This window comes from Aquimarina sp. KJ22-3 (genome assembly GCF_055808215.1).
Genome location: NZ_CM147859.1, coordinates 791,357 through 807,400 on the forward strand (window position 1 = coordinate 791,357; position 16,044 = coordinate 807,400).

A 16,044-nucleotide genomic window follows, 5' to 3' on the forward strand; every position below is an offset into this window, starting at 1 on the left:
AATGAAAATACTAAAGAATATATTCATGCTATTGTTATCTTCAGTTTTGATGCTTTCGTGCGAAGTTGAGGATGGTAGCAATTTAAATGGACCTACTACAGATACTATATCTGAGGATCTGTCTAGAGCAGAATTGGTGCAAGCGATGTCGGGAGTTTTGGCCGATATGAGAACACGAATAGGAACACAAATCGATGTGCAAGCAGTTGCAGGTAGAGAATACTGGAGATTCCAGAGTTCTGATCCTCGTTGGACTGCAGATTTACTTACAGGTACTCTAGACGATAATACGTTTTATACTACAGTTCCTTACGCTTCGAGATATGGAACAGTAAAGGATATCAATCTGCTTTTAGAAGGTTTAACAAACTCATCTGCGGATTTTACTGATGCCGAAAGAGCTGCAACCCGAGGGTTTGCGAATACACTTAAAGCTCATGAGTTATTAATGGTGCTGAATCTACAATTCCAGAATGGAATTCGTTTGGATGTTTCTGATCCAAATAACCTGGGGCCATTCGTGGGCTATGATGAAGCTTTAACAGCAATATTTGATATGCTTACTACGGCTGCAACGGATCTTTCGAATGGAGGAGCTGATTTTCCATTTACAATTCCTGAAGGATTTGACGCATTCAATACACCTACTGCTTTTTTAGAGTTTAATAATGCGTTGGCGGCAAGAGTAGAAGCCTACAGAGGGAATTATACTTCTGTGCTAACACTGCTTGGAAATTCATTTATGGATATGGCAGGAGATCTTAATGCAGGAGCTTATTTTACATTCTCTCTTACTGGTGCTGATGTTGCAAATCCATTGTTTTTCGCCTTAAATTCTACCGGGGCAAATGCAAGAATAGCGCACCCATCTTTTATCACTGATGCTGAGGCTGGAGATACAAGAGTAGGTAAAGCAGTAATGAGAACGGCTTCATTAACACAGTCTAATTTGACAGGAGATCACGATGTGTTTATCTATGATAGCAATGTAGCTCCTGTGGCTGTCATGAGAAATGAGGAGTTAATTTTATTAGCTGCAGAAGCGAATCATATTGCGGATCCTGTTGCTGCAGTAGCAGCAATAGATGTAGTTAGAACCGCAGCGGGATTACCAGGGTATACAGGAGGAACTACTCCGGCAGAATTGGTAACCGAAATATTAAATCAAAGAAGATATTCATTGTTTGCAGAAGGTGGGCATAGATGGATCGATTTAAGAAGATTTAATCGACTGGGAGATCTACCGTTGGATAGATCTGGAGATGCTACATTTGAGCAATTCCCAACACCAGCAAACGAAAATAGATAAGAGCAACGTTCTATATCAATAAAAAACGCCGCAATTTGCGGCGTTTTTCTTTTATCAATTTACAAACCGTTAAGTATTAAGCTGTAGCTGTAGTGGCTACAGGTACTTCCACGTTTTTCTTTCTACGTACCCATACTTTAAATCTATTTACGATAAAGAACAAGCAAGGAACGATAATCAATGTTAAGAAGGTAGCGATAATCAATCCGTAGATCACGGCCCAGGCCAATGGTCCCCAGAAAATTACGTTATCACCTCCGATATATATTTTTGGATCAAAATCGGTAAATAAAGAGAAGAAATCTACATTAAATCCAATTGCTAACGGGATCAATCCAAGTACTGTAGTAATCGCGGTAAGCAATACTGGTCTTAAACGTGCTCTACCTCCTTTAATAATGATTTTCATTACTTCATCATTAGGTAGTAATTCACTCTCAGGAATATTCAATTCTACCTTCTTACGATCGATAAGCAGTTGTGTATAGTCTAGCAGTACTACACCATTATTTACTACAATACCGGCCAAAGAAATAATTCCCATCATTGTCATCATGATTACAAAAGATGCTCCGGTAACCAAAATACCTCCAAATACTCCTATAAAACTTAAGAAGATAGCGATCATGATAATCGTTGGCTTAGATATCGAACTAAACTGGAACACAAGAATCAACATGATCAATCCTAATCCGGCAAAGAAGGCTCCCATCAAGAATGCCATTTGTTTACCCTGTTCTTCAATTTGTCCTGTGTAGTCGATCTTAACTCCTCTAGGTAATTCCTGGAAACTTGCCATTTCGGTTTGAATCTGAGAAACAATTGCCCCAGCATCTGTAAATCCTGGTTGTAATCCTGAATATACAGTAACTACTCGTTTTGTATCTCTATGCTTGATCGCGCTAAACGATGAAGTGTTTTTTTGCGAGGCTACAGCAGAAACAGGAATCTCTTTTAACTGCCCAGATGCCTGATCTCTGAACGTAATGTTCTGATTAAAAAGTGCGCTAGTATTGTATCGGTTTTCGGCATTAAATCGTACGTAGATATCATAATCTTCTCCGTCTTTTTTATAAACTCCAGCCTTTTCACCAAAAATAGAACGACGCAATTGATTACCAACCTGACCAGCAGCTACACCAAGCTCTCCAGCTTTTTCACGATCTACCACTACCTGCATGGCTGGTTTACCTTTGTTTACATCAATTTTTAACTCCTCGATTCCTGGGATGTTTTTCTCATTGATGAAATTACGCATCTGCTCCGCAATGTTGATCAAATCGTCGTAATCCGGACCTTCGATCTCGATGTTGATAGGGTATCCAGCAGGTGGTCCTACAGGATCTTTTTCGACAGAAATAGCAACTCCTGGATAAATCCCCTTTAAGTCTTCTTGTACCTTTTGACGTAATACCTCAGAGTCTTTTCCTTTTCTGAATTTATACTCGCGCATAGTAGCCGTAATCTTAGCTCGGTGCGGCATTTCGGCATTACTACCTCCATCAGTTTGTGGGTTACCTGCACCTTCACCTACTTGAGACACTGCAGATTCTACCAGGAAATTATAGTCCTGTCCTTCTACGTATTCTTTGTCATTTACCACAGCATATACACGTTGCTCAATTTCTTTGGTGATGGCATTGGTTTTATCGATATCCGTTCCTTGAGGATATTCGATATAAACCACAATCTGATTAGGCTTATTATCCGGGAAGAACTCCACTTTGGTACGTTGACTACCGATAGAAGCTCCAAACATCGCAAAGACAACAAACAATAATATAAAAGTACCGAAAGTAAAAGCATAGGATCTCCATCCTCTTAAGGCAAACCCTAAAAATCTTTGGTACTTATCTTCCAACCAAGCTAATATTCTTCTTTGGAAAAAATTAGCGGCACCTTTTAACACATATCTATATACCCAGAACATAATAGCAGTTACGATCATTAAGGTTCCTAACCCTCGTACTGGTCCTCCTATAATTAGAATAAAAGTACCAATACCTCCTAGGATAATACTGAGTCTTATCAATTGTTTACGTGACAAAACTTTTTCTCCAGTTTCCATAAATTGTGAAACCAACATGGAATTGATAAAAATGGCCACAAACAAGGATGATCCCAATACAACGGATAAGGTAATCGGGAAATAAATCATGAATTGTCCCATCACACCTGGCCACATACCAAGAGGAACAAATGCAGCTACTGTTGTTGCTGTCGAGATGATAATTGGAAAAGCAATTTCACCAATTCCCTTTTTTGCGGCTTCTATACGTGACATGCCTTCTTCCTCCATCAATCGATATACGTTCTCTACCACCACAATACCATTATCCACCAGCATTCCTAATCCCATAATCAGGGCGAATAGAATCATAGTGTTCATAGTATACCCCAGAGCCGATAGAATCATAAAAGACATAAACATTGACATCGGGATCGCAAAACCTACAAATAATGCATTTCTAAATCCTAAGAAAAACATCAATACTCCTACAACCAGGATAATCCCAAAAATGATGTTGTTTACCAAGTCACTTACCTGGTTTTCGGTCTTTTCGGATTGGTCGTTAGCAACACTGATCGAAAGATCTTTTGGAAATACATCTTCTTTAGCTTCTTCCAAGATCACATTGATCTTTTCTACCGCTTCGATCATGTTTTTTCCAGATCGTTTTTTTACGTCCAACATCACCACGTTCTCACCATACTCTCTTGCATATGTGGTTTTGTCTTCTTCTTTAAAAGTAACCTTAGCAATATCTCTAAGGTAAACTGCACCATTTTGTGATTTTACTACAAAATCATCAAGTTCAGAAGGGCGATCAATCTCTCCTAAAATTCGAATAGTACGACGCTGGCCACTAGAAATCATATTACCGGCAGACATCGTCATGTTTCCATTTCGGATGGAGTTAATCACATCATCAAAACTTACTTGGGCAGCCATCATTTTATAGATGTCTACAGCTACTTCAACCTCTTTTTCTTGCGCTCCTCTAATATCCGCCTTCTTGATTTCAGGTAGATCTCCAATTTCATCTTCCAAGTACTCTGCATACTCCTTTAATTTGTCTACTGGATAATCTCCGGTGATATTGATGTTCATAATCGGAGTTTCTTCAGAGATACTAAGATCAAAAACATTCGGTTCTACCTTGGCTCCGTTAAAGGTGGGCCAGTCTTCATTCGCTTTTTCAGAATCTACTTCATCCTTTACCTTTTGCTTGGCTTCAGGAACGGATAATTCTTCGTCGAATTCAACAGTAATGATTCCGTAATCTTCCTGCGAAGTGGATAAGATTTCAACTACATTACTAACATTCTTCAGCTTATCCTCTAGAGGGTCGATAATCAATCGTTCTATATCCTCAGAAGTGTTACCAGGGTAGGGAACACTGATATAGATCTTAGTTTCATTAATTTCTGGGAAATTTTCTCTCGGCATCGAAAAATATGCCGACAACCCTAGTACCAGAAATATACCGATCATTACATAGATCGTAGTAGGGTTGTCTATCGCCCAAGACGATAGTTTAAATTCCTTATCTACTTTTTTCTTGTTGACTTGCATAGGGTTTTTAGTTTAAAATTTTCACTTTTTGGCCATCTTTTACACTTCTGGCTCCTTCGCTAATGATAGCATCGCCATTAGCAACTCCTTCAAGGATTTCTATAAAATCTCCCTGCGTTTTTCCGGTCTTTACGATTACTCTTTTGGCTTCGGCAATGTTTTGCGCGTCCTTGTCAGAAGTAACATAGGTGTATTGATCTCCTTCTGCATTTTCAGATAGGATACTCTGCGGAAGCAAAATCGCCTTTTCGTTGGTGTAATCGTTAATTTTTACTTTGGCAGTAAGATTAGGTTTTACTGTTCCTCCTTTTGAAGGAATACCCACTTCAACCATAAATGATCTGTTATTAGGATTGATGTAGTTTCCTACCTGACGAATTTTTGTAGTGATCGTTTGACCAAGTACCGGGAAGTACACCTCCACACTTTTACCTACGGTAACGCTTGGGATGTAACGTTCTGGCACCTCGGTTTCGATGTACATATCATTAAGATTCACAATACGAATGATCTGATTTTGACCAGGTGATACTACACTTCCTTGCTCTGTAATCACATCGTCGATTACTCCAGAGAAAGGTGCGTTTACCGTTGTTTTTGCCAATTGACGCTTGATTTGGTTTACAGCATTTTCCTGAGCTTCGTAATTAGTCTTAGCTTCAAGGTATTGAATCTCAGAACCGATTTTTTGCTCCCAAAGTCTTTTTTGACGATCAAAAGTAGTCTTTGCCAACTGTGCTCTTACTTCGGCTTGAGATAATTGCTGACTCAATCCACCATCATCTATTCTGGCTAGCAATTGTCCTTTACTTACTTTTTGACCTTCTTTTACATAGATTTTTGTAAGTACACCTCCCATTTCTGGATACAATACAATGTTTTGCTTGGTTTCAACATTTCCTTGTAGTTCCAAGTAGTGATTGAATAAAGTATCCTTGGCAGTAATGGTAGTTACCAAAGGAAGTTTTTTTACAGTATCTAAAGAAGCAATAGCTTCGTCAAGTTGTTTTAACTGGTCAGCTATGGTTTGTTGCTGTCCTACAACTTCGGTTCTTTTGGCACGTAATGCCTGTAGATTCCCATCTTCTATAATTTTATCAATAGATTTCGAACTATCTTGTCCACAAGAGACAATTAATAGTGAAGCGGATAATATGGTAAGTATCTTTTTCATAATGGGTTACTTATTTTTTGGTGTATTTAAAATCGTTTCTAGTTCTGCTTTTTTGTTGATGATATCCAGCATGGTTTGCAATACTTCTTGCTGAGAGCTGTAAAGTTGCAATTGCGCTTGTCTGAGGTCGAAACTTGTTGCCAGACCTTCAGAATATTTGATTTGGTTTTTCTTTTCGATGCGCTCTGCTAGAGATAAGTTTTTCTTAGAGGTTTCGTAATTTTCTATAGACAGTTTATAATCACTCAACGACGAATTGTATTGTAATTGAATTTGCTGCTGCGCTTGTATAAACTCAGTATTTGATTGCTCAAAAGCAATTTTTGCTTGTTGAGAACGCGCACTTCGTTTTAAGGAACTGAAGATTGGAATGTTCAAACTCGCTCCAAGTATAGAAGATTGAAACCAAGGAGTATCACTATCTAAGAATACAAAGTCATTGTCAAATGCTGCGGTTCCATAATTTACAAATGCAGACAGTTTAGGTAGTGCTCTACTTTTTTCAAGCTTCAATTCTAATCGTCTCTGTTCGGTTAGTAAATAGGCCAATCGATAATCTACATTGTTTTCCATTATAAATGGAGTAGTAGCGATAGACTGATCCATGTTTTTCATAGTCAGACTATCCAAATCATCGGTTAATGTTGTATTTGCATCTACATCAACACCCAATGCCAGATTAAACATTTGTAAAGCAATTTTCTCCAAACGTTTTGCATTACTCAATTGATTCTGAATCTGTAACAAAGTAATTTGTAGCTGCTCTACATCTTCCTCTTCAGCCAGACCGTTTTCAAAAATCGTTTTGGTTTCATTATAGTTTTTCTCCAGCGCCGCCACATTGTTTTCAAGAATTTTTACACTTTCTTGAGCGACAAGAACACTACCATAAGCATTGATCACTCCTTTGCGAACTTCAAGTAAAGTCTTTTCTTCAGAATCATTGTTGAACTGAAGAAAACTTTTTGCTGCTTCTAGACCTACTAGGTATGATCCGTCAAAGATCAATTGGTTTAGGGTGGCTGTTGCAGAAACTTGTTGTTTTACTCCAAACACAACAGGAACAAAAGTTCCGGGCTCTCCTCCAACAATTTCTCCTGGTAGTGGAGTAACTGGTTGTTTTAATTGGTTTTGATAATCAATAAGTCCACTTATTTGTGGTAACCCGTCAGCTGTGGTTTCCCATTTTCTTTTCAAAGCCTTGGCAACGTCGCGTCGTGCATTAATAGATTGGTAGCTATTTTCTAGTGCAAACTCAATTGCTTCGTCTAGTGTAAAAGAATAAGAAGAGCTGGTTGGTGTTTGTTGGGCCTGCAAAGAAATTGCGCAGAGCCAACTAAGACAAAATAACCATAGGTTGTTTCTCATATTTATTGTTCTTTTATTAGATTGTTTAAAATTGTTCGTCCTTTTTCTGTTGTTATTCCCAAAATGTGATATTCTAAGTAATCGTCCATTAATTTGGCTACTGGAAAATCATTATCAGGGAACATATTTTTGTCCTTGATACCGTTGGTGCCAATGAAATAGATTCTAGAGATAAATTCTATATCAATATTAGATCTAAACACTCCGGTTTCTATTCCTCTTTTCAAGTTGTCAACAACACATTCTTGAAATACTTCAAATTGTTTTTCTTTAAGGCCAGAGTGAATCTTGGGATAATATTTTTGTAATTGATACAAAGGTGCTGTCTTTTCATTTTTAAGATGCTGCATCACAAAAGCCTTGATCGTATAGAGTTCCTCAATAGGATCTAAGGTTTGATGTAGGATGGCTTCGATACCATCACTAATCCTGCAAAACAAATGATGTGTTGTGGCCTCTACTAGTTTAGTTTTATTCTGAAAATGCGTATAAATTGTTTTTTTAGATATGCCCATCTCAGAAGCAAGATCGTCCATCGTAACACTTTTGAAACCGAGGCTCAAAAACATATCATTCGCTTTCTCAATTATTTTTTCTTTCATCGTGGGGATTCTTGTTGAGGGGACAAATGTAAGTACGGAAACTTTTAAAACAATAAAAGTTTCCAAAGTTTTACATTTATTTAACATTGTTCTAATACTTGAGGTGACTTTGTTAACTTTTATAAGGCTTTGTTCTATAATAGGACGTTCGTACCCTTGTTATTTGGACAAATAATTGACATGACGATCTGAAATTTTGTTTTACCTTAGCACAAAAAAATACAGTGCACACGATTTCTGATTATCAGCGGTTTTTTCTGGAATACCTAGAACAAAAGAACACTACCAAAGAACCCAAAAACCTTTACGAACCCATTACATATATATTAGGATTAGGCGGAAAGCGTCTTCGACCTACTTTGGTGCTTATGGCTTCAGAGATTTTTGGTCGTTCGTACAATGAAGCATTAGATGCTGCTCTTGCGGTTGAGGTGTTTCATAACTTTTCTTTGATTCATGACGATATTATGGATGATGCACCTTTGCGTAGAGGAAAAGAAACTGTTCATGAAAAATGGGATATCAACACGGGGATTCTTTCTGGTGATGCCATGTTGATTAACGCTTATCAATTGTTCGAGAATTATCAGGGGGATACCTTCAGAGATTTAGCCATGCTCTTTACTAAAACAGCAATTGAAGTGTGTGAAGGCCAGCAATATGATATTGATTTTGAAACCAGAGACGATGTAACCATTCCTGAGTATATGAAGATGATCGAGTATAAGACTGCAGTGTTGGTAGGTGCAGCGCTCAAAATGGGAGCAATCGTTGCAGGAGCATCGGATCAGTGTAAGACCGCCATTTATGACTTTGGTAGATTACTTGGTTTGGCATTTCAATTACAAGATGATTATCTGGATGCTTTTGGAGATCCTGAAACTTTTGGAAAACAAGTAGGGGGAGATATCATAGAAAATAAAAAGACGTTTCTGTATCTCAAGGCTGTAGAGTTTGCTTCAGAAAATGAAGAAAAGCAACTAAGAGGACTTTTTTCTCTAAATCCAGAAGATCCTTCAGAAAAGATCAGTACGGTAAAATCCTTTTTGAAACTACGGGAGCAAGGGATAGTATTAGAGCAGAGATCGAGGCGTATACCCAAAAAGCTTTTGCAGCATTAGATTCACTATCGATTTCTGAAGATAAAAAAGAGATGTTGCGATTGTTCGGTTCCACTTTAATGAATAGAAGTGTCTAATATTGACCCCAAAGATAGTAGCGCTGTTATTTTACAGGAGGCAGTCACTACGGATCTGTATTCAAAGCTGTTGCAGCAACTTCAAAAGGATATGATTCGTGCCGGGATCGACTATACGATTCCCGCTACGATCACACCAGAAGTTTTGGTGGTAGAATTATGTGATTTGGTTCAGCAAAAAATGCGCTATCACTTTAATGAGTACCTCAATTTTTTGTACGCCGTAGATGTTTCAGAACAAGAAGTCAAAAAATGTACTTCGGAGGATGTTGAAGATATTGCCATCTATGTTACTACCCTGATCTTAAAAAGAGAATGGAAAAAAGTATATTATAGGAATAGGTTATAAAATTTTAACGGGATGAGACTATGCAATTTTATTTGGTTGATGTGTTTTGTAACTCTTTCTTATGCTCAGGAAGAATTTACCAAAGTAGATTTGTCTTTTAGGGCTCTTCAGGAAGCTATAGCAAAAAAAGATACGCTTATAACGTATGTTTCTAAAAACTATAAATGCTCAGAAAGCCTATCTGGGAGAATTCAATATTACTACAAAGGGAATCAATTAAAGTTGATAAAACATACGTATCAGCAGGGTTTTGCTAGAGATGTTTATTTAGAGTATTTTTTTGTTGAAAATGATACCATACGTTTGAAAACCTCGATCTCTGAGATAATCCGTATGAATACTCTTTATAAAGAAAGCTCACAAGGGGTGTCGTCTCTAAGCGCTGAAAAAGTGGTAGAAGTTATTGAGCATGTACTATTTTTTGAAGGAAATAATAGTGTTGGTTGTTATGAAAGAAGACATGGAGAAAAATTGAGCCAATGGGATGCAGATTATTTTGAAACTATTCCGTTTGAAAAAAGCAATTGTCAGGAAGATGTTGAGGATATTCGTTTTAAATATAGGTTGTTGAGAAAAGCTGAGAAAAAATTAGAAAATTATTCGAATAGAAAACCTAATTGTATTTTTCATCTTTGGTGATTTTTAAATCGAAAAATCATTTTCTAAAAAAACACTCTTACAAAAGGAGCATACGCGGATCCATAAATGCTCTTGTCATCATCATACAATACATCATATCGTATACCGAAGCTTACAAAGCCAGTGCGATACCCAGCACCCAGAAATAATGCAGGGTACCAATAATCATCTGTAAATGTTTGATTGGCTGCTTCTATACGTTGACTCACACCCATTTGTTCAAATTCTGCAGACAGTTGAAATTCGGGAATGGGATTAAATAACCCGATAAGACTAGCGCCATAATTAGTGCTCCTGCGTTCTTCATTAAAAACATCATCATCAAAAGTAGAGTATCCAAAACTAAGTCCTACACCACCACTAAACCATGGATTGAAATCGTAAATAGATGCAGGAGCGATTACTGCATTAAAGGTGTCGTTCGTAAATCCAATTCCGATATTTCCACCAAATCTAACCTTTGACCAAAAATTTTCATTTTGCGCAGAAATGTTTTGTAAGGAAAACAAAACAAATGAAACTAAAACAAAACTCTTAATATTTTGAAAAGGAATCATGATCATGATTAATTTTATGAAAAATGTTGCATAAATATAGAGAATTCGATAGCCAATAAATTGTAATTGTTGTATTTTTGTAGCGTTTTGTCGTTAAAAAGACAACTGAATGCTTACTTATGGATAAATATTCATTTTTGAATGCGGCTCATACCGCATTTTTTGCGGAATTATATGACCAATATTTACAAAGCCCCGATAGCGTAGAGCCAAGTTGGAGGGCTTTTTTTCAAGGATTTGATTTTGGTTTAGAAAACGCAGATGGTTCTGGAGAAACCATTTATGTAGAAAAAGAAACCCAAGGGACTATTGCTGTTCCTGAAAATGTACAAAAAGAGTTTCAGGTAGTTCGTTTAATAGATGCCTACAGAACAAGGGGGCATTTATTTACCAAGACGAATCCAGTACGAGAAAGAAGAAAGTATACACCTACATTAGCTTTAGAAAATTTTGGATTGAGCCAGTCAGATTTAAATACGGTTTTTAATGCCGGAGAAATTATTGGTATTGGTCCTAATACGTTAAGCAATATTGTAGTTCACTTAGAAAAGATTTATTGTGATGCTATTGGGATTGAATATATGTACATTCGAAATCCGGAAGAGCGTGAGTGGATTCAGTCCAGAATAAATTTCAATACGAATAGAACAAAATTTTCTGCAGATCAGAAAAAACATATTCTCAAAAAATTAAATCAAGCCGTTTCTTTTGAAAACTTTTTGCACACCAAATATGTAGGGCAAAAACGTTTTTCGTTAGAAGGAGGAGAGTCTTTAATTCCTGCTTTGGATGCTTTGGTAGAAAAAGCTGCCGATCTGGGGGTGAAAGAATTTGTAATGGGAATGGCTCACCGTGGTCGATTGAGCACGTTGACTAACATTTTTGGGAAGAGCCCTAAAGATATTTTTAGTGAGTTTGATGGTAAAGATTATGAAGAAGCAGTTTTTGATGGAGATGTGAAATATCACTTGGGTTGGACTTCAAAACGAAAGACGGATAGTGGTAAAGATATCAATATGAATATCGCTCCAAACCCTTCACACTTAGAAACTGTTGGAGCTGTAGTAGAAGGTATTACCAGAGCAAAACAAGATCGTCATTATCAAGAAAATACTTCGGCGGTATTGCCAATTGTTGTGCATGGGGATGCAGCTGTTGCAGGTCAAGGTTTAGTCTATGAGATTGTACAAATGGCCAAGCTGGATGGATATAAAACCGGAGGAACCATTCATATTGTGGTAAATAACCAAATTGGATTTACTACCAATTATCTGGATGCTAGATCCTCTACGTACTGTACCGATGTAGGTAAGGTTACTTTATCTCCTGTGCTACACGTTAATGCCGATGATGCAGAGGCCGTGGTGCATGCTGCCAATTTTGCATTGGATTTCAGAATGACATTTAAGCGCGACGTTTTTATAGATCTATTAGGATACCGTAAATATGGTCATAACGAAGGTGATGAACCTCGTTTTACACAACCTAAGCTATATAAGGCGATAGCTAAACATAGAAACCCTAGAGATATTTATGCCGAAAAGTTGATTGAAGAGGGGATTATCGATAAGGATTATGTAGCTACCCTCGAAAAAGAATACAAGGCTTCTCTGGAAGAAGAGCTTGAAGATTCTAGAAAACAAGAGAAAACGGTAATTACACCGTTTATGCAAGATGAATGGGCAGGTTTTGAACGTGTTCAGGAGGATGAAATGATGGATGTTGTAGATACTACTTATCCCAAAGATAAGCTTACCGAGATCGCTGAGGTCATTACCAACCTTCCTTCCGATAAGAAATTCCTTCGTAAGATTGAACGTGTTGTAAAACAACGACATGAAATGTTCTTTGAAAAAGACCAATTAGATTGGGCGATGGGAGAGTTACTGGCTTATGGAGCATTGTTGAAAGAAGGATATGACGTAAGAATGAGTGGACAGGATGTAGAAAGAGGAACGTTCTCTCATAGACATGCAGTGATCAAAGTTGAAGATAGTGAAGAGGAAGTATTGCTGCTTAATAATTTGAATGGAGATCAAGGTGATTTTTATATCTATAACTCTCTGCTTTCTGAATATGGAGTGTTAGGTTTTGATTATGGATATGCCATGGCAAGTCCGGATACATTAACGATATGGGAAGCGCAATTTGGAGACTTCAGTAATGGGGCTCAAATTATGATCGACCAGTATATATCTTCTGCAGAGGATAAGTGGAAATTGCAAAACGGAATTGTAATGTTACTTCCTCACGGTTATGAGGGCCAAGGAGCAGAACACTCTTCTGCAAGAATGGAAAGATACCTTCAGCTTTGTGCCAAGGATAATATGTTTGTCGCAGATGTAACTACACCTGCTAATATGTTCCACTTGCTTCGTAGACAGATGAAAGCAAAGTATCGCAAGCCATTGGTAGTGTTTACACCAAAAAGTCTGTTACGTCATCCAAAAGTATTGTCGTCTGTAGAGGAATTCACCTCTGGCAGTTTCCAAACGATAATAGATGATCCTGAAGCAAAGGCAAAAGATGTAAAATCTTTGGTGTTCTGTACAGGTAAGTTCTACTATGACTTATTAGAAGAAAAGGAAAAGCAGGGGAGAAATGATGTGGCTTTGGTTCGAATCGAGCAATTGTTCCCATTACCTGCTACCGAAATGGATAAGATCATTAAAAAGTACAAGGCAGACGAAGTGGTTTGGGCACAAGAGGAGCCTAGAAACATGGGAGCGTTAAGTCATATGTTGATGCATTACGATGGCGCAAAAAGTTTTAGATTTGCAAGTAGAAGGCCTTATGGAGCTCCAGCTGCTGGTAGCGCAACGCGTTCCAAAAGAAGACATCAGGAGGTGATTGACTATGTTTTTGATAAAACAAAAGACAATCAAAGAAGATAAGTAAAATTAAGTAACTCATAGATAAAGAATTTCCGAAGGAAATTATACAAAGGATAAATTCAGAATTATGGCTTTAGAAATGAAAGTCCCATCACCGGGAGAATCTATTACAGAAGTAGAAATAGCTCAGTGGCTCGTTGAGACTGGTGATTATGTTGAAAAAGATCAGGCAATTGCCGAGGTAGATAGTGACAAGGCAACTTTAGAACTTCCTGCAGAGGCAAGTGGTGTGATTACCCTTATGGCAGAAGAAGGAGATGCAGTGGCTGTTGGTCAGGTAGTTTGCCTAATTGATACCGATGCTGCAAAGCCTGAAGGAGGCGAAGCAAAAGCGGAAGCCGCTAGCGAAGCTCCAAAAGTTGAAGAGAAAAAAGAAGAGGCTCCGGCTCCGGCAGCACCAGCCAAAACAGAAACTTATGCTACAGGAACAGCTTCTCCTGCAGCCAAAAAAGTACTTGCCGAAAAAGGTATTGATGCTTCTCAAGTACAAGGTACAGGACGAGATGGTAGAATTACCAAAGCTGATGCACTAGATGCTAAGCCATCTATGGGTACTCCTGGTCCTGGTAGCAGAGGAGAAAGTCGAAAGAAATTATCAATGCTTCGTCGTAAAGTGGCAGAGCGTTTGGTTTCTGTAAAAAACGAAACGGCTATGCTTACTACCTTTAATGAGGTAGATATGCAACCGATTTTTGATCTAAGAAGCCAGTATAAGGAGACTTTCAAGAGTAAGCACGGAGTAAGTCTTGGATTTATGTCGTTCTTTACACTAGCTTGTGTACGAGCGTTAAAACTATTCCCTGCGGTAAATTCGATGATCGACGGTAAAGAAATGATTTCCTTTGATTTTCAAGATATCAGTATTGCGGTATCAGGACCAAAAGGATTGATGGTACCTGTAATTCGCAATGCAGAGAATCTGAGTTTTAGAGGTGTGGAATCTGAAGTGAAGCGTTTGGCAATACGTGCAAGAGAAGGTCAAATCACAGTTGATGAAATGACAGGAGGTACGTTTACCATTACTAATGGAGGGGTGTTTGGTAGTATGTTATCTACACCTATCATTAATCCACCACAAAGTGCTATTTTAGGAATGCATAATATTGTAGAGAGACCGATCGTGAGAGACGGGCAGATCGTAATCGCTCCTGTGATGTACGTAGCGTTATCTTATGACCATAGAATCATCGATGGTAAAGAATCTGTGGGATTCCTGGTAGCGGTAAAAGAAGCATTAGAGAATCCACAAGAATTATTGATGGATAATAATGTAACTAAGGCCCTAGAATTGTAAGAGCAAATAATTCTATATAGTAAAAAAACCTGTTAGATCGACTAACAGGTTTTTTTTATGTCTTTTGTATTAAGTGATTTCATAAGTTTCTCCAGAAAAGAATAGATCATCGGTCTTGGTAAAGGAAGAATTTGACCGTACCCGTTCTCGTTGTTCATTTTTTCTTTCTTCCAGGGTAGTATCCTGATAACTTCTTATAATACCAGTAACCAATGGATATTTTAGCCGAACCAACATTTGGTGTAGTGTTGGGTCTTGCTCCTGTGCGTCATGGATCAAAATGTCATTTTCGGTAATATTGTTTTGGCCAATGGTAACCACTTCTAGTTTTAAGCCGTTTAAGCGTAATCCTTTGTCTCGTTCTTTCCCAAAAATCATAGGTTTTCCGTGTTCAACAAAGAGTTGCTGATCTTCACGCACAGCCTTGTCCGTATATTTAGAAAAACAACCATCATTAAAAATCGGGCAGTTTTGCAAAACTTCGATTAACGAAGTGCCTTTAAACTGTTGAGATTCAATAAACATCTTAGACATTTCTTTAGGCGTATTTCCTCCAATTCTGGCAAAAAATCGTGCCTGTGCACCCAATGCCAATTCTCCAGTAGAAAAGGGAGGTTGTGTATTGCCATAGGGAGAAGATTTTGTTTTTTGTCCAACTAATGAGGTAGGGGAGAACTGTCCCTTGGTTAAGCCATAAATTTCATTGTTAAATACGACGATATTGAGATCCATATTTCTTCGTAGTACATGAATAAAATGATTTCCTCCAATGGCCATAGAGTCTCCATCACCGGTAATGACCCATACGCTCAGGTTGGGATTAGCTAGTTTTACTCCGGTAGCTATTGCTGGGGCTCTACCATGAATACTGTGCATACCATAGGTGTTCATGTAATATGGAAAACGTGAAGAACAACCAATTCCCGAGATAAAAACAATATCCTCTCTTTGTAATCCCATTTCGGGAAGTGCATTTTGCATGGCTCTCAAGATTACATAGTCATCACAACCAGGACACCATCTTACTTCTTGGTCACTAGCAAAATCCTTAAACGTATATTTTTTTGTATCCGTAGTGCTCAT

At 37.9% G+C, this 16,044-nt stretch carries 11 protein-coding genes and 1 pseudogene; 6 read left to right on the forward strand and 6 right to left on the reverse strand.

Going from position 1 to position 16,044, the window contains the following annotated elements:
- Position 1 precedes the first annotated feature (1 nt).
- Positions 2–1,309 carry a RagB/SusD family nutrient uptake outer membrane protein gene (locus AC0L3Q_RS03300; protein WP_473285100.1) on the forward strand — a complete coding sequence of 436 codons (1,308 nt, stop codon included), beginning with the start codon at positions 2–4 and terminating at the stop codon, positions 1,307–1,309.
- 76 nt (positions 1,310–1,385) lie between these two features.
- Here AC0L3Q_RS03300 and AC0L3Q_RS03305 read toward each other — a convergent pair whose 3' ends face one another.
- The 4 genes from AC0L3Q_RS03305 to AC0L3Q_RS03320 are packed head-to-tail and all read right to left on the reverse strand — an operon-like array spanning position 1,386 to position 8,030.
- The gene (locus AC0L3Q_RS03305) at positions 1,386–4,886 is read right to left on the reverse strand and encodes an efflux RND transporter permease subunit (RefSeq protein WP_473285102.1); all 3,501 of its coding nucleotides are present in this window, start codon (positions 4,884–4,886) and stop codon (positions 1,386–1,388) included.
- Between the two features lie 7 nt (positions 4,887–4,893).
- On the reverse strand, positions 4,894–6,060 hold the full coding sequence (locus AC0L3Q_RS03310) for an efflux RND transporter periplasmic adaptor subunit (protein WP_473285103.1): 1,167 nt from the start codon (positions 6,058–6,060) through the stop codon (positions 4,894–4,896).
- A gap of 6 nt (positions 6,061–6,066) precedes the next feature.
- Positions 6,067–7,428: a TolC family protein gene (locus AC0L3Q_RS03315; protein WP_473285105.1), complete on the reverse strand. Its 1,362-nt coding sequence runs from the start codon at positions 7,426–7,428 to the stop codon at positions 6,067–6,069.
- 2 nt (positions 7,429–7,430) lie between these two features.
- Positions 7,431–8,030: a TetR/AcrR family transcriptional regulator gene (locus AC0L3Q_RS03320; RefSeq protein WP_473285106.1), complete on the reverse strand. Its 600-nt coding sequence runs from the start codon at positions 8,028–8,030 to the stop codon at positions 7,431–7,433.
- Between the two features lie 224 nt (positions 8,031–8,254).
- Here AC0L3Q_RS03320 and AC0L3Q_RS03325 point away from each other — a divergent pair.
- The 3 genes and pseudogenes from AC0L3Q_RS03325 (at position 8,255) to AC0L3Q_RS03335 (ending at position 10,216) form a co-directional block, all read left to right on the forward strand.
- Positions 8,255–9,228, forward strand: a pseudogene (locus AC0L3Q_RS03325) (polyprenyl synthetase family protein).
- Positions 9,221–9,577 carry a hypothetical protein gene (locus AC0L3Q_RS03330; RefSeq protein WP_473285108.1) on the forward strand — a complete coding sequence of 119 codons (357 nt, stop codon included), beginning with the start codon at positions 9,221–9,223 and terminating at the stop codon, positions 9,575–9,577. The pseudogene AC0L3Q_RS03325 and the gene AC0L3Q_RS03330 overlap by 8 nt, the downstream one beginning before the upstream one ends.
- Positions 9,578–9,589: 12 nt before the next feature.
- Positions 9,590–10,216 carry a hypothetical protein gene (locus tag AC0L3Q_RS03335; RefSeq protein ID WP_473285110.1) on the forward strand — a complete coding sequence of 209 codons (627 nt, stop codon included), beginning with the start codon at positions 9,590–9,592 and terminating at the stop codon, positions 10,214–10,216.
- Between the two features lie 23 nt (positions 10,217–10,239).
- Here the strand turns inward: AC0L3Q_RS03335 and AC0L3Q_RS03340 are convergent, their stop codons facing one another.
- On the reverse strand, positions 10,240–10,773 hold the full coding sequence (locus AC0L3Q_RS03340; RefSeq protein ID WP_473285112.1) for an alpha-ketoglutarate decarboxylase: 534 nt from the start codon (positions 10,771–10,773) through the stop codon (positions 10,240–10,242).
- A gap of 119 nt (positions 10,774–10,892) precedes the next feature.
- Between AC0L3Q_RS03340 and AC0L3Q_RS03345 the strand changes: the two genes are divergently transcribed.
- Together AC0L3Q_RS03345 and odhB are read left to right on the forward strand one after the other, a co-directional pair.
- The gene (locus AC0L3Q_RS03345) at positions 10,893–13,667 is read left to right on the forward strand and encodes a 2-oxoglutarate dehydrogenase E1 component (protein WP_473285114.1); all 2,775 of its coding nucleotides are present in this window, start codon (positions 10,893–10,895) and stop codon (positions 13,665–13,667) included.
- 67 nt (positions 13,668–13,734) lie between these two features.
- Positions 13,735–14,961 carry a 2-oxoglutarate dehydrogenase complex dihydrolipoyllysine-residue succinyltransferase gene (gene odhB / locus AC0L3Q_RS03350; RefSeq protein WP_073315745.1) on the forward strand — a complete coding sequence of 409 codons (1,227 nt, stop codon included), beginning with the start codon at positions 13,735–13,737 and terminating at the stop codon, positions 14,959–14,961.
- 69 nt (positions 14,962–15,030) lie between these two features.
- On the opposite strand, the gene AC0L3Q_RS03355 is transcribed toward odhB, so the two are convergent.
- Positions 15,031–16,044 carry a 2-oxoacid:ferredoxin oxidoreductase subunit beta gene (locus AC0L3Q_RS03355; RefSeq protein WP_473285116.1) on the reverse strand — a complete coding sequence of 338 codons (1,014 nt, stop codon included), beginning with the start codon at positions 16,042–16,044 and terminating at the stop codon, positions 15,031–15,033.

Bases quoted from the DNA above. Each gene is read 5' to 3' on its own strand.
- AC0L3Q_RS03355 (WP_473285116.1), bottom strand. From the start codon at position 16,044: ATGAGCACTACGGATACAAAAAAATATACGTTTAAGGATTTTGCTAGT.
- AC0L3Q_RS03335 (WP_473285110.1), top strand. From the start codon at position 9,590: ATGAGACTATGCAATTTTATTTGGTTGATGTGTTTTGTAACTCTTTCT.
- AC0L3Q_RS03300 (WP_473285100.1), top strand. From the start codon at position 2: ATGAAAATACTAAAGAATATATTCATGCTATTGTTATCTTCAGTTTTG.
- odhB (WP_073315745.1), top strand. From the start codon at position 13,735: ATGGCTTTAGAAATGAAAGTCCCATCACCGGGAGAATCTATTACAGAA.
- AC0L3Q_RS03345 (WP_473285114.1), top strand. From the start codon at position 10,893: ATGGATAAATATTCATTTTTGAATGCGGCTCATACCGCATTTTTTGCG.
- AC0L3Q_RS03320 (WP_473285106.1), bottom strand. From the start codon at position 8,030: ATGAAAGAAAAAATAATTGAGAAAGCGAATGATATGTTTTTGAGCCTC.
- AC0L3Q_RS03305 (WP_473285102.1), bottom strand. From the start codon at position 4,886: ATGCAAGTCAACAAGAAAAAAGTAGATAAGGAATTTAAACTATCGTCT.
- AC0L3Q_RS03310 (WP_473285103.1), bottom strand. From the start codon at position 6,060: ATGAAAAAGATACTTACCATATTATCCGCTTCACTATTAATTGTCTCT.
- AC0L3Q_RS03340 (WP_473285112.1), bottom strand. From the start codon at position 10,773: ATGATTCCTTTTCAAAATATTAAGAGTTTTGTTTTAGTTTCATTTGTT.
- AC0L3Q_RS03315 (WP_473285105.1), bottom strand. From the start codon at position 7,428: ATGAGAAACAACCTATGGTTATTTTGTCTTAGTTGGCTCTGCGCAATT.